The sequence below is a fragment of the Capnocytophaga gingivalis ATCC 33624 genome, assembly GCF_000174755.1.
Taxonomy (GTDB): Bacteria; Bacteroidota; Bacteroidia; order Flavobacteriales; family Flavobacteriaceae; genus Capnocytophaga; species Capnocytophaga gingivalis.
Map to the genome: position 1 here is coordinate 205,952 of NZ_ACLQ01000035.1, position 18,368 is coordinate 224,319.

The 18,368-nt window shown below is 39.0% G+C and carries 20 protein-coding genes; 11 read left to right on the forward strand and 9 right to left on the reverse strand.

What is annotated here, in order from left to right:
* The first annotated feature begins 48 nt into the window (after nt 1–48).
* The 4 genes from CAPGI0001_RS12260 (at nt 49) to CAPGI0001_RS12275 (ending at nt 5,397) form a co-directional block, all read left to right on the forward strand.
* A complete protein-coding gene (locus CAPGI0001_RS12260) occupies nt 49–1,986 on the forward strand; it encodes an LTA synthase family protein (RefSeq protein WP_002670453.1) in 1,938 nt (645 codons plus the stop codon).
* 85 nt (nt 1,987–2,071) lie between these two features.
* Complete coding sequence (locus tag CAPGI0001_RS12265; protein WP_002670702.1) at nt 2,072–2,542, forward strand: Fur family transcriptional regulator; 471 nt, start codon at nt 2,072–2,074, stop codon at nt 2,540–2,542.
* Between the two features lie 2 nt (nt 2,543–2,544).
* Complete coding sequence (locus CAPGI0001_RS12270; RefSeq protein ID WP_002670671.1) at nt 2,545–3,816, forward strand: adenylosuccinate synthase; 1,272 nt, start codon at nt 2,545–2,547, stop codon at nt 3,814–3,816.
* Between the two features lie 15 nt (nt 3,817–3,831).
* Entirely contained in the window at nt 3,832–5,397 is a 1,566-nt protein-coding gene (locus tag CAPGI0001_RS12275; protein ID WP_002670340.1) for a DUF4270 family protein, read from the forward strand.
* Between the two features lie 41 nt (nt 5,398–5,438).
* Here the strand turns inward: CAPGI0001_RS12275 and CAPGI0001_RS12280 are convergent, their stop codons facing one another.
* The 5 genes from CAPGI0001_RS12280 to CAPGI0001_RS12300 all read right to left on the reverse strand — a co-directional run bounded on the left by CAPGI0001_RS12280 (nt 5,439) and on the right by CAPGI0001_RS12300 (nt 10,165).
* Complete coding sequence (locus CAPGI0001_RS12280; protein ID WP_002670741.1) at nt 5,439–6,173, reverse strand: polysaccharide deacetylase family protein; 735 nt, start codon at nt 6,171–6,173, stop codon at nt 5,439–5,441.
* Nucleotide 6,174: 1 nt separating this feature from the next.
* On the reverse strand, nt 6,175–8,343 hold the full coding sequence (locus CAPGI0001_RS12285; protein WP_002670538.1) for a PepSY domain-containing protein: 2,169 nt from the start codon (nt 8,341–8,343) through the stop codon (nt 6,175–6,177).
* Entirely contained in the window at nt 8,343–8,969 is a 627-nt protein-coding gene (locus CAPGI0001_RS12290; RefSeq protein ID WP_002670745.1) for an acyl carrier protein phosphodiesterase, read from the reverse strand. The genes CAPGI0001_RS12285 and CAPGI0001_RS12290 overlap by 1 nt, the downstream gene beginning before the upstream one ends.
* A 71-nt stretch (nt 8,970–9,040) precedes the next feature.
* A complete protein-coding gene (locus CAPGI0001_RS12295) occupies nt 9,041–9,700 on the reverse strand; it encodes a hypothetical protein (protein WP_002670562.1) in 660 nt (219 codons plus the stop codon).
* Between the two features lie 75 nt (nt 9,701–9,775).
* A complete protein-coding gene (locus tag CAPGI0001_RS12300) occupies nt 9,776–10,165 on the reverse strand; it encodes a lipocalin-like domain-containing protein (RefSeq protein WP_002670458.1) in 390 nt (129 codons plus the stop codon).
* A 113-nt stretch (nt 10,166–10,278) separates the two neighbouring features.
* On the opposite strand from CAPGI0001_RS12300, the gene CAPGI0001_RS12305 reads away from it, so the two are divergent.
* From CAPGI0001_RS12305 to CAPGI0001_RS12335, 7 genes are read left to right on the forward strand one after another with little or no spacing between them, the layout of a single operon-like run.
* The gene (locus tag CAPGI0001_RS12305) at nt 10,279–11,034 is read left to right on the forward strand and encodes a Rossmann-like and DUF2520 domain-containing protein (protein WP_002670655.1); all 756 of its coding nucleotides are present in this window, start codon (nt 10,279–10,281) and stop codon (nt 11,032–11,034) included.
* Nucleotides 11,024–11,551 (forward strand): KdsC family phosphatase, encoded by a 528-nt coding sequence (locus CAPGI0001_RS12310; RefSeq protein ID WP_002670514.1) that lies wholly within the window; start codon nt 11,024–11,026, stop codon nt 11,549–11,551. The genes CAPGI0001_RS12305 and CAPGI0001_RS12310 overlap by 11 nt, the downstream gene beginning before the upstream one ends.
* A 51-nt stretch (nt 11,552–11,602) precedes the next feature.
* Nucleotides 11,603–12,445 carry an aminotransferase class IV gene (locus tag CAPGI0001_RS12315; RefSeq protein WP_002670657.1) on the forward strand — a complete coding sequence of 281 codons (843 nt, stop codon included), beginning with the start codon at nt 11,603–11,605 and terminating at the stop codon, nt 12,443–12,445.
* Between the two features lie 3 nt (nt 12,446–12,448).
* Nucleotides 12,449–14,104 (forward strand): Ig-like domain-containing domain, encoded by a 1,656-nt coding sequence (locus CAPGI0001_RS12320; RefSeq protein ID WP_002670598.1) that lies wholly within the window; start codon nt 12,449–12,451, stop codon nt 14,102–14,104.
* The gene (locus tag CAPGI0001_RS12325; RefSeq protein WP_002670406.1) at nt 14,101–15,477 is read left to right on the forward strand and encodes an MATE family efflux transporter; all 1,377 of its coding nucleotides are present in this window, start codon (nt 14,101–14,103) and stop codon (nt 15,475–15,477) included. Before CAPGI0001_RS12320 ends, CAPGI0001_RS12325 begins: the two co-directional genes overlap by 4 nt.
* Before the next feature lie 16 nt (nt 15,478–15,493).
* Nucleotides 15,494–15,721 carry a hypothetical protein gene (locus CAPGI0001_RS12330; RefSeq protein WP_002670689.1) on the forward strand — a complete coding sequence of 76 codons (228 nt, stop codon included), beginning with the start codon at nt 15,494–15,496 and terminating at the stop codon, nt 15,719–15,721.
* Nucleotides 15,714–16,286, forward strand: a complete 573-nt coding sequence (locus CAPGI0001_RS12335) for a phosphatase PAP2 family protein (RefSeq protein ID WP_002670524.1) — start codon at nt 15,714–15,716, stop codon at nt 16,284–16,286. The genes CAPGI0001_RS12330 and CAPGI0001_RS12335 overlap by 8 nt, the downstream gene beginning before the upstream one ends.
* Nucleotides 16,287–16,380: 94 nt before the next feature.
* Here the strand turns inward: CAPGI0001_RS12335 and CAPGI0001_RS12340 are convergent, their stop codons facing one another.
* The 4 genes from CAPGI0001_RS12340 to CAPGI0001_RS12355 all read right to left on the reverse strand — a co-directional run bounded on the left by CAPGI0001_RS12340 (nt 16,381) and on the right by CAPGI0001_RS12355 (nt 18,342).
* Nucleotides 16,381–16,707: an immunity protein gene (locus CAPGI0001_RS12340; RefSeq protein ID WP_248601323.1), complete on the reverse strand. Its 327-nt coding sequence runs from the start codon at nt 16,705–16,707 to the stop codon at nt 16,381–16,383.
* Between the two features lie 114 nt (nt 16,708–16,821).
* Entirely contained in the window at nt 16,822–17,193 is a 372-nt protein-coding gene (locus tag CAPGI0001_RS12345; RefSeq protein ID WP_248601324.1) for a DUF6911 family protein, read from the reverse strand.
* A gap of 105 nt (nt 17,194–17,298) precedes the next feature.
* Nucleotides 17,299–17,580, reverse strand: coding sequence for a hypothetical protein (locus tag CAPGI0001_RS12350; protein WP_002670506.1), 282 nt, complete (start codon nt 17,578–17,580; stop codon nt 17,299–17,301).
* Nucleotides 17,581–17,589: 9 nt separating this feature from the next.
* On the reverse strand, nt 17,590–18,342 hold the full coding sequence (locus CAPGI0001_RS12355) for a TrmH family RNA methyltransferase (RefSeq protein ID WP_002670706.1): 753 nt from the start codon (nt 18,340–18,342) through the stop codon (nt 17,590–17,592).
* Between the last annotated feature and the right edge of the window lie 26 nt (nt 18,343–18,368).

Here is an 18,368-nt window from a genome sequence, read left to right on the forward strand (position 1 = left end):
TTTGTTCTAAAGTAGTACCTTTTTTTACTTTTTCAAACCTATTTTCTTATGAAACACATTCGCACCAACGAATATTTGGTATTTCTATATCGTATATTTTTAGCTTATGCTTTTTATATGATAGCTCGAGTATTATTCTTTTTGTTCAATAGAGATATTATCCCTATTGAAAATACTTCAGAATTTCTTTCTTTTTTATATTACGGAATTGCCTTTGATACTACAGCTATTTTATATGTGAACCTACTTTTTATACTATTGAGTATATTACCCTTGTGGATCAATACAAACAAAAACTATCAAAAGATTGTATTCTACATCTATTTTATTACCAATATCATAGCTTATAGTACAAACTTTCCTGATATGTTATATTATCCTTTTAGCAAGACTCGTCTTACTACAGCTTCGTTTGCTGTTATTGAAAATGAGAATAACAAAGGAACATTATTGCTAACTTTTTTGGGAATGTATTGGTATATGTTTATCCTATTTTTCTTATTGGTTGCTATATGGGTATATTTTTATAAAAAAATTCAAATTAGACCTATTAAAATAGGTAAGAAAAGCTATTTCATTTCTTCTTTATTCTTTTTTATCTTTTTTGGCCTACTCACCTTAGCTGGAATTAGAGGAGGAGATTTGGCTACTTCTACTCGCCCTATTAATATTTTAGATGCTAGCCGGCATGTTACTATAGCAGCACAAGCTGATATGATACTGAACACTCCCTTTACCTTAATTCGGACTATTGGTAAAAATAAGGGATTCAGAGAATATAATTTCGTATCTGAGGATTATATTGAAAAAAACATCAAACCTATCAAAGAATATCACCGAGAAGTCAATCAAAAGCCTAACATAGTTCTGTTTATTTTAGAAAGTTTTGGAAAGGAATATTGGGGATGTATGAATACAAGAGAAAATATTCCTAACTACAAATCTTATACTCCTTTCTTGGACTCCTTAGCACAACATTCTTATGTATTTGATAATGCTTATTGTAATGGTTGGCAATCTATCCATGGGATGTCCTCAATGTTAGCAGGTATTCCTACTCTAAAGGTTGCCTACACCTCCTCTCCTTATGTAAAACAACCTACCCAATCCTTAGTTTCTATAGCCAAAGAAATGGGGTACGATACTTCTTTCTTCCATTCTGCGCCCAATGGCTCTATGGGATTCTTAGGTTTCTCTAATATTTTAGGAATCGATCATTATTACGGAAAAACAGAATATAACAATGAGGCCGATTATGACGGTATTTGGGGAATTTGGGATGAACCTTTCTTTCAGTATATGAATGAAATATTAAGCAAGAAAAAAGAACCCTTTTTCTCTACTATATTCACAGTTTCCTCCCATCATCCTTTCCATATCCCTAAAAAATATGAAGGAAAATTTGACAAAGGAAACTTAGAAATCCATCAGTGTATTGGTTATACAGATTATGCGCTAAAAAAATTCTTCGAAAGCGCTAAGAAAGAACCTTGGTTTGAGAATACTATTTTTGCATTTGTAAATGATCACCCAAATCAAACTTATTATGATCGCTACAAAGAACCTATTACCAATATGGGAGCCGCTATTATGTTCTTCAGTCCAAATCCTTCCTTATTAAAACCAGGAAGATCTTCCGATATTGCCCAACAAATAGATATTTATCCCTCTTTAGTTGACCTGATGGGATATAACAAACCCTTCCGCTCATGGGGGCGCAGTCTATTTTCTCACACTGAAGAACCTAAAGCCTATATCACTGATGGGCACAACTATCGTTCTATGCAAGGAAACTATCTCTATATCCTTGATGAAAATGGCAAGGTCAATGGTATCTATAAAAAAGAAGATAGAGCCATGAAAAATAACCTCTTAGGCAAGGAAGACAATCCTGAAATCCAAAAAGGAATCCAAGACCTAAAGGCTTTCGTTCAGGACTATATGAACAGAATTATCCATCACAAATTAGACCCTAACAACAATTGATGTTCAATAATTTGCAAATAAACAACAAATAATTTTGTCCATCTGTTTTTATTTTGTAAATTTGTCGCGAAATAGATACTTTTTTATGGGAACAAATGTAGAAAATCAAGAAATAGTTAAAAAGGTTTTTACTAAATATTTAGAAGAGCATGCACATCGCAAGACTCCCGAGCGATATGCTGTACTTCAGGAAATCTATGATAGTAATGAACATTTTGATATTGAGTCTCTCTATATCAAAATGAAAAACAAAAACTATCGTGTAAGCCGTGCTACACTCTACAATACTATAGAAATTCTTTTGGATTGTGGGCTGGTACGTCGTCACCAGTTTGGACAAAACCAGGCTCACTATGAGAAGTCATACTTTGACCGCCAACATGACCATGTGATTCTTACCGACACAGGAGAAGTAGTGGAGTTCTGTGACCCTCGTATCCAAGCTATCAAGCAAACTATAGAGGAGGTTTTTGATATCACTATTGACAACCACTCTCTTTATTTCTATGGTAGGCGCAACAAAAAAGAAAACACTAACGAAGCTCAAAATCAATAATCATGTCAGTAGATTTGCTACTTGGTCTCCAATGGGGAGATGAAGGAAAGGGGAAGATAGTAGATGTTCTTACTCCTAAATATGATATCATTGCCCGCTTCCAAGGAGGGCCTAACGCAGGACATACCCTTGAGTTCGAGGGGGTAAAGCATGTATTACACACCATTCCTTCGGGTATCTTCCGCCCCAATGTTATCAATGTTATTGGTAATGGAGTAGTGATAGATCCTATCATTCTCCAAAAGGAAATAGAAGCATTAGCCCCTTTTGGGATCGACATCAAGCAACGCTTACTAATCTCTCGCAAGGCTCATATCATCCTACCTACCCACCGTCTTTTAGACCAAGCTTCTGAGCTCTCCAAAGGGAAAGCTAAGATCGGCTCTACGCTCAAGGGAATAGGTCCTTGTTATATGGATAAAACTGGGCGTAATGGAATTAGAATAGGAGACTTGGAACACCCCAATTTCCCTGAGCTTTATAGAGAATTAACCGATAAACACCTCTCTATGATTGGCTTCTTTAAGGTGTCTTTGGAGTATGATCTTAAGAAGTTAGAAGAGGAATTTTTTGCAGCTATTGAGTCCTTGAAACAGCTCACCTTCATCGATAGCGAAGATTATTTCTACCATGCTCAGAAGGAAGGCAAAAAGATTCTCGCCGAAGGCGCACAAGGGTCTATGCTAGATATTGATTTTGGCACCTATCCCTTTGTTACTTCATCCAATACAACTGCTTCTGGTGCTTGCACTGGCTTAGGTATCGCTCCTAACCAAATTAAGAATGTTATGGGAATCTTCAAGGCTTACACCACTCGTGTAGGTAGTGGCTCTTTCCCTACAGAACTCTTCGATGAGACAGGAGAAAAAATCGCTCAGATAGGACGAGAAGTAGGAGCAACTACAGGGCGTAAGCGCCGTTGCGGTTGGCTCGACTTAGTAGCACTACGCTATGCTATCCGCCTTAGTGGAGTTACTCAACTGATGATGATGAAAGCAGATGTACTTAGTGGTTTTGATACCCTAAAGGTATGTACCGCTTATCTCTACAGAGGAGAGACCATTGAGCACTTCCCTTATGCAACTGAAACCGAGGAGATAACCCCTATCTATACCGAGCTTAAAGGCTGGTCTTCTGACCTTTCTGCTATAAAAAGTGCACATGACTTACCTAAAGAACTTTTGGATTACATCCGCTTTATCGAAAAAGAAGTGGAAGTGCCTATCACTTTGGTTTCTGTCGGTGCGGATCGTACACAAACTATTTTATTTTAACTAACATATAAAAGAATGAAGCATATATATACCTACCTTCTACTCCTTTCTGCCTGTGTGCTAACTCCTTCTTGCAATACAGATGGAGACATTCAGCAGGTAGGAAGCAATATCTTAGGAGAACCTCTCTTCACACCTAAAAAGGATTCTATTCCTTTAGAATTCAATAATATAAAAGAAAGTGCTATTCAGACCAACGACCTGAATAATCCTATCTTCGGACAGCTTACCCAAGGAAACTTAGGAACTACCAATGTCTCCATCGTAAGCCAAGTGGTGTTGAGCACTGCCAATCCTACTTTTGGAGAGAAAAACAAAACAGTAGAAACTTCTTCTTATAATGAAAATGAAACAGTAGAAAAAGTATACTTATACTTACCTTTCTATGCTACAGAAAAAACGGAAAAAGACCCTAATGATGCCTCCAAGACTGTCAAAACTTATAAGTTGGACTCCATCTACGGAAATAAAAGTGCTCAGTTCTCTATGAAAGTAGAGGAACTCAACTATAATCTAAGAAATATAGACAGTAATTTAGAGAATCAAGTCTATTATTCTAACACTTCACTTCCTACTGCTACAACCTTAGCTCAAGTGACTGTAGCTGGAGCTTCCAATCAGGCTATTGTTCGTAAGAAATTCGATGATCCTACTACCACTGAGGACGAATCCACTCAGGAAAAAGACAAGCTTTCTCCTGGCTTTCGTATAGAACTCTCCCCTACTCTATTCCAAAGTTATCTATTAGATAAAGAAGGGGACTCCTCTCTTAGCTCAAGTGCTTCTTTCTCTCAGGTCTTGAAAGGAATTGTAATTTCATCCTCTAATTTTTCTCAAGATCTCTTGGCTCAAATCAATCTCAAGAATGCTAAGATTGAGGTCATCTACACTTATCTTTACAAAAAAGACAATCGTGATTATACCAAAAGAAATTCCTTTGAATTATCTCTCAATGGTATTTACTTTAACAAATATGAGGTCACCAACCAGAATGTAACCCTATCTGATGACTCGATTTATCTCAAAGGAGGGCAAGGATATACTGCTGAGATTACTATCCCTGAGAACAACCGTATCTTCCAAATGCTCAAGACAAAGAAACCTATTATCAACCAGGCCGATTTGCTTTTGTATGTGGATACTTCTAAAGTAAATGTAAGCCAATTGCCTTCTTATGTATTACCCTATAATGCGGATAAAGGGACTATATTGAGTGATTATGCAGGAGAACTTACCAATAAAATTTCTGCAGACATTTCTTCTATAGGAAAATTAAAGAAAGATAAGGCAGGTAATTACTACTATCACATACGTATTACTGACCACCTAACAACTCTTATCAAAAACAATGCAGATAATGTAAAAATAGGATTGGCAGTATCCACTCACCTTTCTCAGGATAGTAGAACAACTATCTCTGCTATGAAGAGTATTAAGTACAAAGATAGTAATAACCAAGAAAAGAAAACTGTCTTAGGAACAGCTGAAAACACCCTATATACTGTACTTTATGGCAACAGCTCTTCTGTGCCTGAAGCTAAGAAGCTCAAACTTATTGTCTACTATACTCTGACAGAATAGAAAGCTAAAAAGAGGCTACCCTTTTCGGACAGCCTCTTTTGTTATTCTATTTGGTTTACTATTTTATAATGATGGCCTTGTAAGTATTGTAAGAGCCTCTCAAGCACCCTAAGGGTACGTTCTGAAGTATCATGCATTAGGATAATATTACCTTGTGACAGCTTGGATACGATACGCTTAAACAGCCTTTCCTCATCCTTAATCACTGTATCCAACGAACGAATATCCCAACCTACTACTTTTTTATTTGTCTGTATTGCCGCTTTTGCTATATGCGGATTAGTAATCCCATAGGGTGGACGAAAATAAGGAGTAGTTACCCTTTCCTTTGCCAATATATTATCTACACGCTGTATCTCACAGATCATAGTAGCGGTGGAGGCAAAACAGTTTTGAGGAATATGACTGTAGGTATGGTTGCCTATCAGATGTCCTTCTTCCTTAATTCGCTGGAGAATCTGAGGATGTTTTTCTACTTGATATCCTATACAAAAGAAAACTGCCTTAGCTTCATAGCGCTTGAGCAAATCCAAAAATCGAGGTGTAAGTTCGGTAGGGCCATCATCAAAAGTGAGCACTACCTGCTTGACCTTTCTATTCTTTAAGTGATAAATAGTTGGAATAAAATAAGACAATCGAATATCAAACACTCCCCAAGAGAGTATTCCAACAAAAAGCAGTATCACCCCAAGGTAATACCACCATCCTTGATGCAAATAATAACCTATCCCTATACCAAGGGCTAAGAAGAGGCAGTTATAGGTATGTTTGGTCATTTTAAAAACAATCTACTAAAAATTGTCCACTGGCTTTATAATATGCTGTCGAAAAAGGCATAGATTCATCTATCCACTGGGCTACATCCTTATACATAGATAACATACCACAGATCATGATCACTCCCCCTGTATCCAAAGTCTCTTTGACAAATGCAGCATCTCTCTTAAGCAAATCAGTCACATATCTCTTTTCATCTTGCTCTCTTGAAAAGATAAAATGGTATTCTCTTAACTTTCCTTTTCTTTTTTGCTCATCAAAAAAAGCACTATATTCCTTGGATTTGTCATTATTATGCCCAAATCCGGCATATATATGGAGCTCTTTGTTTTTATTCTGATCAACCATTCCTAAAAAAGGAGCAATCCCTGTTCCGCAACTAATAAAAATCACCTTTTTAGCCTCCTTAGGTATATGGAAAGAGGGATTTGAAATAATGCGTGCCTTCAACTGCTGCCCTTTCTGCAAATGATACAGATAGTTAGACCCCAATCCATGTGGATGTAGCTTCACAGTAAGCTGTATTTGTCCCCCTACTTTTCCTATCGAATAGAGGCGTTCCTGCTTGCCATCTGGATAAATAGCTAAAAGATCTCCAGAAGTATATTTTTTATTTGTCTGCAATTGTAGGGTAAATATATGTCCCTCTTCTGTTTCTTTAATGGTATTGAGAACTTTTAGAGAGAACAAAGGCGCTCTTTCTCCCTCATAAGAACTCTTCTGCTCACTTAGGAGAAGTTCACTATGTGTATTCCAACTCTTTACCCACTCCAGAAACTCTTCTATAGATTGATCATTAACTGTATACAGGGGCAAGAAAGGTTGCGCCCATGATTGCCCCTTGAGTTCTTGGTCTATAGCCTTAGCAAAAGCACAGTAATCTGGATAGAGCTTAGAGCCAAAACCTACCACAGTATAGGACATTTGCTCCTGTGGTATACTATGGAGCAAAGAAAGAAACCTATCGGCATTACTCGGCGGATTCCCCACACCATAGGTGGAGGTAAATATAAGTAAATGACTTCCTTTAGGATAGGTCTGGTAGCTATTGAGAGGGGTAAGATAAGCCTTCTTTCCCAAATTCTGCAACTGAATAAGAACCTTTTGGGCTATCACAAGGGTATTCCCCCCCTCTGAACCATAGAGTATGATGTACTCAGCCTCGGTAGGAGTGCAAGTATTGCGTACCTTTACCGACTTGCGAGAGAAGGTGATGGCAAATCCTGTATAGATAAAGAAGAGCATGCCCACACAGGAAAACACCAAAACTGCCGCCCACCACACACTGGTACGCCCTGTGTGTAAATCCTTACAGAAACGAGCAAAAACCTGTGTCTTAGAATAAGTAATCTCGCTGAGCACATTTCCCGTGAACTGACTCACTACCAGCTCCTTATCCTTGAGCTTTACCAAATAAGTATCTTCAGGAGTGGTATCGAAAGGAAACTCTACGCTCACCACCTTGTCCAAAGTGATCTGCTTAAATATAGCTATCTGTTGTACATCCATAGGGTCTTCTCCGTCATAGGCTTCCTCTATGGCATAATCTACCTGATGATTTGCCTCTATTTTTGCCCCTAAGAAACGATTGTATACAAGATAAGTACCTGTAAGCCCTAATATTAGCAAAGGAATAAGCACCCATTTACCCAAAAGAGTATGATAGTAGCGAGAGAACCCATCTTTCACTGTCTTTTTAAAGAAATTCTTAGCCCCATTTTGCTTCTTAAAGATTAATATAAGCCCCGAAACAGAACTAAAAACTAAGAATAGTGCTATGAATCCCATAATAATACGCCCTACATTCTTCAATTCCAAAGAGCGATGTAGAGAAACCATTTTCTTAACAAAAGCAGACTTTTCTTCAATCTTTCCCAATACCTTTCCTGTAAGGGGATCTATATGAGCATTCACCTCTTTTCCTTCCATATCTGTAGCCTTGATCACAGCAAAGCCTCGTGGATCTATAGTAAGAGAGCTGACATCGACATAAGCACTCTTCACTCCAACTATGGATTGCGCTAAGGTAATTTGATCAAGATTCTCTGCTCTATAAGAGGGATATTGCCGATCTATATTATTGATTCCTATGACAATCCCTGTTACAGCTGCCAAAGCAAAGAATACAGAGGCTACAATAGCCAATAGTAAATGGATATAACGTATCATTAGTTTTGAATTTCAGGTTTTGAATTTTGAGTTTCTAAAAATTGATAATCAGATTTTTTATCTACAAATTCTTGCAATTGAGTAAAAAATGGGAGAAATTCCTCTTCAAAAAGAGACTCTTCCGCTTGTAGGGAGGTTATTGCATACTGCATCTGAGAACGAAAGTCAGTGCGCTTATCCATCTGATAGAGAATTTGAGCAAGACCTGAGTAACTTTGGTAGGCTTTGAGCCAATTATCTCGCATCATATAGCTGGCAATGGACTGCATTTGCGGGTTTAACACCTCCTTTTTCTCTTGTATAAGGGTATAAAAACGCTCAATATAGCCATCTAAATCCTCTGTTGAGAAGTTTTTCCAGTGTTTAGTCAAGAAATAGTCATAAAAAACATCAGTAATCACTCCTGCATAATGTCCATAAAAAGGCACCAACCTCTTTTTACTTTGTCGAAAAAGTGGATGGGCATCTGTAAAAGTATCTATCTGTCTATGTAGAAGAATCCCTCGTTGTACTTCTTTAGGATAGTTCAAATACTGTTTTCCTCGCACAGTATCCCCCATAAAGTTCCCTAATTTTAGTAAATCATCCCCTTCTCCTGATAAAAAAATATGCGCTAAAAAATTCATCTTCAATGATTAATGATTAATGATTAACGAATTATGAAATAATCATTATTGGCGTTAATCATTAATCATTACTATTTATCTTTAACAATCACAAAACGGGCTTTGTAACCTGTCAGAAGAGCCCACGTTTGGTTGATAAGGACTTGATTATTATCATCTATCACGCGGAACTCGGCCGTATTAGGGCCATAGAGCCCTTGATTGAGAGCTTTGATTTCTATTTTATTAAACCCTACCTTTAGGGGAATATGTAGGCGCTGATAGTCGCCCCTGAGATACACATTGCTTATAACCAATTCATCGTTGAGGTATATATCCACTAAGTCCCCATCCACATCGGCATAGTCCCTACAGAAGATTCCCACTGCATCGGCTGTGCTGTTGAATTCCCCATAGGACTTATCTCCTCTGAGAGCAGAAAGGTCTTGCTCTTTATCTAGCTTCAGGTCGGTCTGGCTCTGTGGAAGGGTAAATTCTTTCTTGTCGTACTGTTTACGATATTGCCCTGTGAAGTCCACCCCTTTATCCTCTGAAGAAAAAGATGGAGTAGGGTGATCTTTCTGATAGTTCTTTAGCCAAGAAGATACTTCTGAGGTTTTTTCCTCACTACCTTTAGGCTGTTGAGGTGCTTCTTTCTTGGGCACAAGGATAAATTTCCCTGAAGAGAGTTTTTCAGGTTGCCCATATAGCTGGATAGAAAAGACAAAGAATAAAAATAAAAATGTTCTCATATAAGGGGAACGAGCAAAAATTATGCCAAATAAAAGGGCTGCCTAAAGTATTCTCTGGCAGCCCTTTATTAGGAATTATTTTTTCTTTATCAGGATAAGGTTTGAAGTGAACTTCTGTCCTCCCATCTCCGCTGTATCTGTAATGGTTAGGGTATCTCCTTTGACAGCGTAGTAGCTGCGCTCTATACGTCCTGTCTCATTAGTTACTTTTAGACTATCCTTGGTAGCCTTGTAGGCTAAGTGGAAGACAGTCTCCTTACAATCAGCCTGAGGCATGAAAGTGTGATAAGTGATAGAATCCTTCCCGAAGTTAAGATAGGTCTTCTTAGTGCAATCATCCAAGGGTTGTTGTTTCCCATTTACAGTGATACTCTCCATTCTCCAATCTCCTGAAAGAGAGCCTTTTTTGTCAGAACAAGCACTTAGTAGTGCTAAAAGGGCAGTGATGCCTATAAGTCTTCTCATGAATGTAATTTTAAGTGCAAATGTACAGCTTTTCTTTGAATTGACCTAAAAAAATAAAATAAATCTTTTTAGTCTCGTGAAAATGTAGTACTTTTGGCATTTGTTTGCTATTGATGAAAAAAGTAGTCCTATTAGGAGGAGGGAATGTAGCCTACCACTTAGCTAAAAAGCTAAGTCAAAGTACTGAATATCAGCTTATACAGATATACAACCGCAGTCCCCTATCCCATGAGTTTGATACCATTCCTGTGAAGAAGACCTCCCTAATGGAGGCGCTACTCCCTGCCGATATTTACATTCTTTCGGTAAAAGACCAGGCGATTGCGCCTTTGTCTTCCTCTCTTCCTTTTGAAGGACGATTGGTAGTACATACCTCTGGCAGTGTCCCTATGAAGGACTTAAGTGATAGGCAACGGAGAGGAGTATGCTACCCCTTACAATCTTTTTCCAAAGAACAAGAAATAGATTTTTCCAAAATCCCCTTTTGTTTGGAAACTGAAGAAGCCAGTGATTTTGACCTTTTGAAAGGTTTGGCTAAGGAATTTTCTCCCAAGTGCTATGCTATAGATAGCCTCCAGCGGCAGTATTTGCATGTAGCTGCTGTCTTTTTGAATAATTTTGCCAACCACATGTGGTATCTTAGTCAGCAGCTTTGCTCTAACCAGCAGATCCCTTTTGAGCTACTCCAGCCGCTACTGGAAGAGACCTGTCGCAAGGGATTACAACACAATTTCTTCGAAGGACAAACAGGACCTGCCAAGCGTGGCGATAGAACAGTGATAGAGAAACATTTACAACTGTTACAAGGTATAGAAAAAGACATTTACAAAGATATATCAACCTCTATATTAACAACTTATGGACAATAAAAATTACAAAGAGCTCCTCAGGGATATCACCACTTTTATCTTTGATATAGATGGAGTGCTTACCCAATGCCAAGTCTTGGTAACCAATGAAGGAGACTTACTACGTTCGTTCAATGTAAAAGATGGCTATGCCATCAAGCAGGCGATCAACCAAGGGTATCGTATCGCTATTATTACAGGAGGGAACAACATTGGTACCCGCCTGAGATTCGAACAATTAGGCGTAACTGATGTATATATGGCCAACCACCTCAAGATAGAACCTCTAAAGGATTATATGGACAAATATAACCTCCATCCCAAGGAAATTCTCTATATGGGTGATGATATCCCCGATGTAGCTCCTATGAAGCTTGTCGGCCTCCCTACTTGCCCTCAGGATGCGGTCCCTGAGGTGAAGGCAGTAGCTCGATATATCTCTCATTTGGGAGGTGGCCAAGGTTGTGTAAGAGAGGTCATAGAGCAGGTAATGAAGGTGCAAGGCAAATGGCTAACCGAACTTACTCATAGGCTTTAGGTGATCCCAAAAATAATTTGTACCTTTGTGCTTATATAATTTTGTAACTAAATGATAAACTATAACGGAGAAATACAACAAACCTCCCCTGCTCTTTCGGCTAAAAATCGCGGTTTCCTCTATGGAGATGGCGTCTTTGACCTTGTTAAATATGTAGAAGGAAAACTTATCTTCTGGGAGGAACACTACCTTAGGCTAATGGCTACCATGCGTATCTCACGTATGGATATCCCCGATAGCTTTACCCTTGAGTTCTTGGAGAGTGAAATCCAAAAAACTATCCAAGGTAATGCCCTTTCCGGCAAGCCTGTGCTAGTACGTACCACGATCTCTCGCAAGGAAGGGGGCGGATATACCCCACAGAGCCAAGAAGTGAACTATTGTATGGATATAGAAGGGATTACTACACCTTTCTACCAAAACCTTAACATCCCTTACGAAGTAGAACTTTTCAAGGATTACTATACTCAGGCTGACTTACTCTCTACGCTTAATACAACCAATCGAATGCTCCATATTATCGGAAGTGTTTTTGCCAAGGAGAATGATTATCAGAACTGTATCCTAATGAATACTCAGAAGAATGTTGTTAGCTTCCTGGATGGTAACCTCTTCTTAGTTTTTGGAAACCAAATAGTAACTCCTCCTCTATCCGATGGAGCCCCCAATGGGATTACTCGTAAGAAACTAATAGAAGCGCTTGGAAAAACAGAGGATTTCTCCTTGGAAGAGCGCAGTGTCTCTCCTTTTGAATTGCAAAAGGCAGATGAACTTTTCCTTACCAATACCCGTGAAGGAATACAGTCTGTAACCAAATACCGCAAGAAAGAATTTCCTAACACTATAGCTGTCAAACTATTAGGAAAACTAAATACTCTTGCCCGATTAGGATAGATTATGAAACACACTTATTTTATCAAAGCTCTCTGTATCAATATCTTATGCATAGCTTGTGCTCGTATTGGATCTCCTACGGGAGGAGAACAAGACAAGACCCCTCCAAAAGTATTGCGTACCACTCCGGCGAATGGTTCGTTACACTTTACCGGAAATCATATTCGTATCTATTTTGATGAATATGTGACCCTTAAGGATATCCGAAAGCAACTAATTATCTCTCCCCCTATGGAGATATTCCCCAATATTACCCCTACAGGGAATGCTTCTAAATATATAGATATCAAGATATTGGACACACTAAAACCCAATACTACTTATACTTTCAACTTTGGTAAAAGTATACAGGACAACAACGAGGGAAACCCACTGAATTTCTATACCTATACCTTCTCCACAGGGGGGTATATAGACTCTCTTTCACTAAAGGGACACATTGTAGATGCTGAAAGTCCCAAAGCGGACAACTATGTAAATGTCATGCTCTATGAAGTAGGGGAGAAATTCTCCGATTCTGTTGTCTACAAGAAACCGCCTATGTATGTGAGCAATACCCTAGATAGTCTTACCTCCTTCAAGCTCACCCACCTGAAGGCAGGAAAGTATCTATTGGTTGCTATGAAGGATAAGGACAACAACTATCTATTTGATCCTAAGACAGATAAAATAGGTTTCCATCAAGAATTTATCACCCTTCCGACCACAGATAGTTCCTTTGTACTTTCCTTATTCAAGGAAAAACTCCCTATGAAGGTATCCCGCCCTTTCCTTTCGGCGGAAAAGCGTATTAGTATAGGTTACCAAGGGGAAAAAGATAGTATCAAGGTTCAGCCCCTTGACCCTCTCCCTGCGGATTTCAAATGGGCTATAACCAAAGAACCTAAGAAGGATACATTATGGCTATGGTATCACCCTGATATAAAGGACTCCCTAAGACTACAAGTGAAGGGAACTGGAAAGACAGATATTTTTACTGTCAAGTATCGAAAAATGAAGGGAGAAAAGTTGACCATCTCCAGCGAACACAAAAGCCTCTCCCCTACAGAGGAACAAATTACTTTTCTCTCCAATATCCCTCTGGTTGCTTTCAACCCAAAAGTCTTGCAAATCAGGGATAAAGATAGTACATTGGTCGATTACAAAGTAGATTTTACTCCCAACTCAGAGAAAGTATCCCTTACCTTTCCTGTGAAAGAAGGGGAAAAATACCATCTTACGGCTCTAAGTGCCTTTGAGGATTTCTATCACCAGAAGAGTGACACCCTCAAAGAATCTTTTTCTGCCAAGCGGGCTGAGGATTTTGCTTCTCTAAAAGTCTCTTTCAAGGATTCTTTATCCTTACCTTTTATTATAGAACTTACAGATAAGGACGGAAAGAATGTGCTATACAGTCAATACATAGAAAAAAGCAGTCCTACTTATCATTTCCCTTACCTGAAGGCAGGGAACTATCTCTTGCGCATTGTAGAGGACAAGAACCACAACAAAAAATGGGATACTGGAAACTTTCTCCAAAGAAAACAACCAGAAATCATTCGCTACTTTGCTAAAGAAATAGAATTACGTGCCAATTGGGAAGTAGAACAGGATATTTCCTTTGCCAAACAGGCTGAAGAAAAGCCCAAACAACCCAAAGAAAAATCTGTGAAAGAATGAAACAATACATCAACGAATTTGGTTACAATCTTCGCTTAGCGCTCCCTATTATACTCTCCATGCTAGGACATACCTTAGTAGGAGTGATTGATACGGCTATGGTGGGAAAGGTTGGCACCCTAGAACTGGCAGCAGCTTCGCTGGGCAATAGCTATGTGTTCCTACTGATGTCCTTTGGTATTGGTTTCTCCACAGTGATTACTACCCTTACTGCCGAATCGGTTAAAAAACATAATACAGCCGAGACAAAATCCATACTTACTCATGGATTACTAATCAATACCTTGTTAGGAGTAATTATCTTTGCTGGGCTCTTTCTCTCTAAGCCCTTAATGGTCTACACCCAGCAGAAGGAGGAAGTTATCGCCTTGGCGGTTCCTTATGTACATATGGTAGCTGTCTCGATTATCCCCTTGATGTTCTTTCAAGCACTCAAGCAGTTTGCGGATGGTTTCTCTATCACTCAGTATTCACTCTATGTAACTATTACCGCCAATTTGCTCAATATTTTCCTCAATTATCTCTTTATTTATGGGAATTGGGGCTGTCCTCGTATGGGGGTATTGGGAGCTGCGGTCGGTACTTTGGCCTCACGAGTGGTGATGCCTATCCTACTATGGGGCATCTTATACAAGGATACTCGTATGACCCAATATATGAAAAATCTTATGCCCAAGATAGATAGTACCGTGATCAAAAAATTCATTCATATAGGGGTACCCTCCGGTCTGCAAGTGGTTTTCGAAGCAGGAGTATTCATTGCTGCCACTTGGCTTAGTGGGGTACTGGGACAGATCTATCAAGCGGCCAATCAAATTGCCCTGAGTATAGCTACCTTGACCTTTATGATTGCCAATGGAATGAGTGTAGTAGCTATGATACGAGTAGGTAACTACAAAGGCATGGAGGATTATATCTCCCTGCGCCGTGTAGCCATCTCTATTTTCCTTTTCATACTCCTGACACAAGTGGTCTTAGGGGGGCTTATAGGGCTATTGCGCTACCAGCTACCAGAATTTTTCCTCAATACAGAGAAGCTCGACACCGTGGACAATATTGCTCTTGTGATAGAAGAATCTGCTCATCTGCTCCTGATAGCCGCTCTTTTCCAAATAGTAGATGGCTTGCAGACAGTTGCCTTGGGAGCGCTTCGTGGCTTACAAGACGCCAAGATACCTATGATCCTCTCTTTTATTTCTTATTGGGTAATTGCTTTTCCTATTTGCTACTACTTAGGACTGCATACCTCACTGAAGACTACTGGTATCTGGATAGGGCTTCTGGTAGGACTGACTTTCTCAGCACTATTACAAACCACTCGTTTTCTAATACTATCAAGCAGACTGATAAGGAATAATCAAACTAAGAACTAAAAACTAAGAACTAATTATGGCATCATTCCCTAAATTTTTGCTCGGTGATAATACCGATTATCCCGACGCTATTTTTATCATTCACACAGAATTTCCTCGCTTTATCCTCAACCTTGCTGACGATGAGGTAGAATGGTTGGAGGAGTTCGACAAGGAGGATGAAGAAGAACTCGAAGCCTCTGCTGAGAGTCTTATTCAGGAGGCTATCGCTTTCTATGACCGAGAAATAAGCCGTTATGAATAGCTTTATAGATACTCTAAATAGCCTTGACCAAGAGATGATTCTCTTTCTCAATGGCTTAGGCACCCCCCTATGGGATGGATTCTGGCTCTTTGTCACCAACAAATGGGCGGCTATTCCCTTGTATGCATGGCTGTGTTGGCTGTGTTATAAGCATCATTCTCTCAAGAGATTTTTCTTTATTCTTCTGTGTGTGGCGGTGATGATTGCCCTAACTGACCAGCTCTCCAATCTCTTCAAGGTTCAGTTTCACCGTCTGCGTCCCTGCCATAATCCATTGATTAATGGACAACTGCGTTTTACTCGCTGTGGAGGCCAATTCGGTTATTTCTCTGCCCATGCCGCCAATACCTTTGCCTTGGCCATGTTCTTAGGTCAGGTGCTAAGACCTCTCTACCCAAGGCTTCTTATAATACTTTTGCTATGGGCTGCAGTGGTCTCCTATAGTCGTATCTACTTAGGGGTACACTACCCCTTCGATGTGCTTACAGGTCTGAGTATAGGACTTGCTATAGGCTATGGTATGTACTTTTTTTACCAGAAAATAATTGTCAAGAGAGTGAAATAATTGGCTATTATTCCAATTGGTTTACTTCTGAAATAAAAATAAAAAAAAATGCGAGATTTTAGGACAATCTCGCATTTTTTACATCCGATTGTTTTTATATCTTTTCCCATTCAATAAAATCAGGCCTTGCCTGTATCTCGAAAAAGGATTGGGCTACTTTGTAAAACTTATCAATGGTCAACACTTTGTCCTTGCTAAGGAACACCTCTGTCCCGTGTATATCCTCAACAAATACCTCTATCCCTTCACTTGCTTTTCCTTTACTAATGTATTGTACCTCTTCTTCTAAATAGTAGATAACACATTTATTTCCCCTGACAAATGCAGATAATTGGGGGAATCCATTTTCCTTAAAAGTTAAAATAAAAAAATTAACCTCCTCTAAAAAACGTTTTTTTAGTAATATTTCTAATTCTTCCAAAGAATCTACAAGGTATTCTTGACTAAAATCATTTAAGTACATCATTCTTACTAATTTTCAATATTTAAAAAAGGCTACAATAGCTATGCGATTCACCGATTTCCCCTCTTATAATTAAGATAAGATATACAAAGGAATTTGTTTTTGCTGAAAAAACTCTTTGAACAACATCAATACCAATCCATAGTCATAGCAAATGGTATTTTCATCATAAAAGTTTCCCCTTATCTCTACTTTTTTATGAGTTTGAAGTCCTCTATGATAGCTGCGAGGATATTTCTCAGTAGGGTTATCAAGATCTGTAGTATAATAAAGCAACAAATATTTGCCCTTATCTATTTGACAAGAGAGTGCATCCGAATCCCAACTATCCTCCAAAGATAACCGAAGCATTGCTTCTATCTTATTAGAAAGGGGAATAAGGTGATGCACTAATTCTTCTACAGAATCAACCATATACACCTGATTATCAATTGTTAGCATCATATATTTTTCAAAATATCTATAAGCAGTTCCAATATTTTTCCTTTAGGAGTAAGTTCATCATTGGCGTAAAAACCATCTATACTGTTATTTTGTTATCAAATATTTTTATATCTCACAAAATCCTAAAGATAAAAGTTTTTCCCTAAAAGCTGTAATAACACTAGGTGGTGTTGCCGATTCGTGCTTGATATTTACGAATAACTGCGCTTGTTCTTCTTCATCTATATAGGCTTCTCCTTCCTTATAAAAATACATCCAGGAGAAAAAGCCTTCATAACAAATAGTCTTTTCATCATATTCCTTATCTACTCGCACTATTTCTTCCCTGAGCTTTTCTTTTAAGTCACTAAAAGAAGTCTCTATCACAAAAAAGCTCTCTACTGCCATCTTACTTTATCACATACCCAGCTGTGAGCCCTCGCTGGCTTTACCTTTTATCTGGCTCACTATAATCGCTCCCGCCATAGCTACATTAAGGCTTTCTGCTTGTTGGCGTTTGCCAAAGCGTGGTATAGTAATAGCTCCATTGGCCAAGGCGGCCACCTCTGGGCTTACCCCATTGGCTTCATTACCAAGAACAATCACACAATCCTCTGGAAAAGTAGTCGTATAGAGGTCTTCCCCCGCCAAGGTAGCCACATATACAGGTAAGTCACAAGTAACCAAGAAACCCGCCAAGGGCAGGTAATGCACCTCCACCCGTGAAAGCGACCCCATAGAGGCTTGCACTACTTTCGGATTATAGCAATCCACTGTCTGCTCACTACATAGAAGAGTTTCTATCCCAAACCAATCACACAGACGAATAAGCGTTCCCAAATTACCTGGGTCTTGAATATTATCTAAGGCCAAGATAAGCCCTTCTTGAAGTATCCCCTTTCTCTTGGGCTGGCGAAAGATAGCCACCCCCTCATCAGGATGCTTTAGAGTACTTAGCTTAGAGAGTTCCTCCTTGCTAACAAGGGTTAAGGGTTGCTGCCCAAGACTTGCAGAGAAGGTATCTGTAGCATAAATTACCTCAGCTTTGTAGCCTGCTTCGACAAACTCTACTATACTCTTCTTCCCCTCTACCACAAAGAGGCCTGTTTCGCTACGATGCTTCTTTTGAGAGAGTTTTTGTACTAACTTGAGTTGGTTTTTGCTTAGCATATAGGATAAATAATTGCAAGGCAAAT

Coding starts and splice junctions, on each gene's coding strand:
- CAPGI0001_RS12260 (WP_002670453.1), top strand. CDS start 49: ATGAAACACATTCGCACCAACGAATATTTGGTATTTCTATATCGTATA.
- CAPGI0001_RS12265 (WP_002670702.1), top strand. CDS start 2,072: ATGGGAACAAATGTAGAAAATCAAGAAATAGTTAAAAAGGTTTTTACT.
- CAPGI0001_RS12270 (WP_002670671.1), top strand. CDS start 2,545: ATGTCAGTAGATTTGCTACTTGGTCTCCAATGGGGAGATGAAGGAAAG.
- CAPGI0001_RS12275 (WP_002670340.1), top strand. CDS start 3,832: ATGAAGCATATATATACCTACCTTCTACTCCTTTCTGCCTGTGTGCTA.
- CAPGI0001_RS12280 (WP_002670741.1), bottom strand. CDS start 6,173: ATGACCAAACATACCTATAACTGCCTCTTCTTAGCCCTTGGTATAGGG.
- CAPGI0001_RS12285 (WP_002670538.1), bottom strand. CDS start 8,343: ATGATACGTTATATCCATTTACTATTGGCTATTGTAGCCTCTGTATTC.
- CAPGI0001_RS12290 (WP_002670745.1), bottom strand. CDS start 8,969: ATGAATTTTTTAGCGCATATTTTTTTATCAGGAGAAGGGGATGATTTA.
- CAPGI0001_RS12295 (WP_002670562.1), bottom strand. CDS start 9,700: ATGAGAACATTTTTATTTTTATTCTTTGTCTTTTCTATCCAGCTATAT.
- CAPGI0001_RS12300 (WP_002670458.1), bottom strand. CDS start 10,165: ATGAGAAGACTTATAGGCATCACTGCCCTTTTAGCACTACTAAGTGCT.
- CAPGI0001_RS12305 (WP_002670655.1), top strand. CDS start 10,279: ATGAAAAAAGTAGTCCTATTAGGAGGAGGGAATGTAGCCTACCACTTA.
- CAPGI0001_RS12310 (WP_002670514.1), top strand. CDS start 11,024: ATGGACAATAAAAATTACAAAGAGCTCCTCAGGGATATCACCACTTTT.
- CAPGI0001_RS12315 (WP_002670657.1), top strand. CDS start 11,603: ATGATAAACTATAACGGAGAAATACAACAAACCTCCCCTGCTCTTTCG.
- CAPGI0001_RS12320 (WP_002670598.1), top strand. CDS start 12,449: ATGAAACACACTTATTTTATCAAAGCTCTCTGTATCAATATCTTATGC.
- CAPGI0001_RS12325 (WP_002670406.1), top strand. CDS start 14,101: ATGAAACAATACATCAACGAATTTGGTTACAATCTTCGCTTAGCGCTC.
- CAPGI0001_RS12330 (WP_002670689.1), top strand. CDS start 15,494: ATGGCATCATTCCCTAAATTTTTGCTCGGTGATAATACCGATTATCCC.
- CAPGI0001_RS12335 (WP_002670524.1), top strand. CDS start 15,714: ATGAATAGCTTTATAGATACTCTAAATAGCCTTGACCAAGAGATGATT.
- CAPGI0001_RS12345 (WP_248601324.1), bottom strand. CDS start 17,193: ATGATGCTAACAATTGATAATCAGGTGTATATGGTTGATTCTGTAGAA.
- CAPGI0001_RS12350 (WP_002670506.1), bottom strand. CDS start 17,580: ATGGCAGTAGAGAGCTTTTTTGTGATAGAGACTTCTTTTAGTGACTTA.
- CAPGI0001_RS12355 (WP_002670706.1), bottom strand. CDS start 18,342: ATGCTAAGCAAAAACCAACTCAAGTTAGTACAAAAACTCTCTCAAAAG.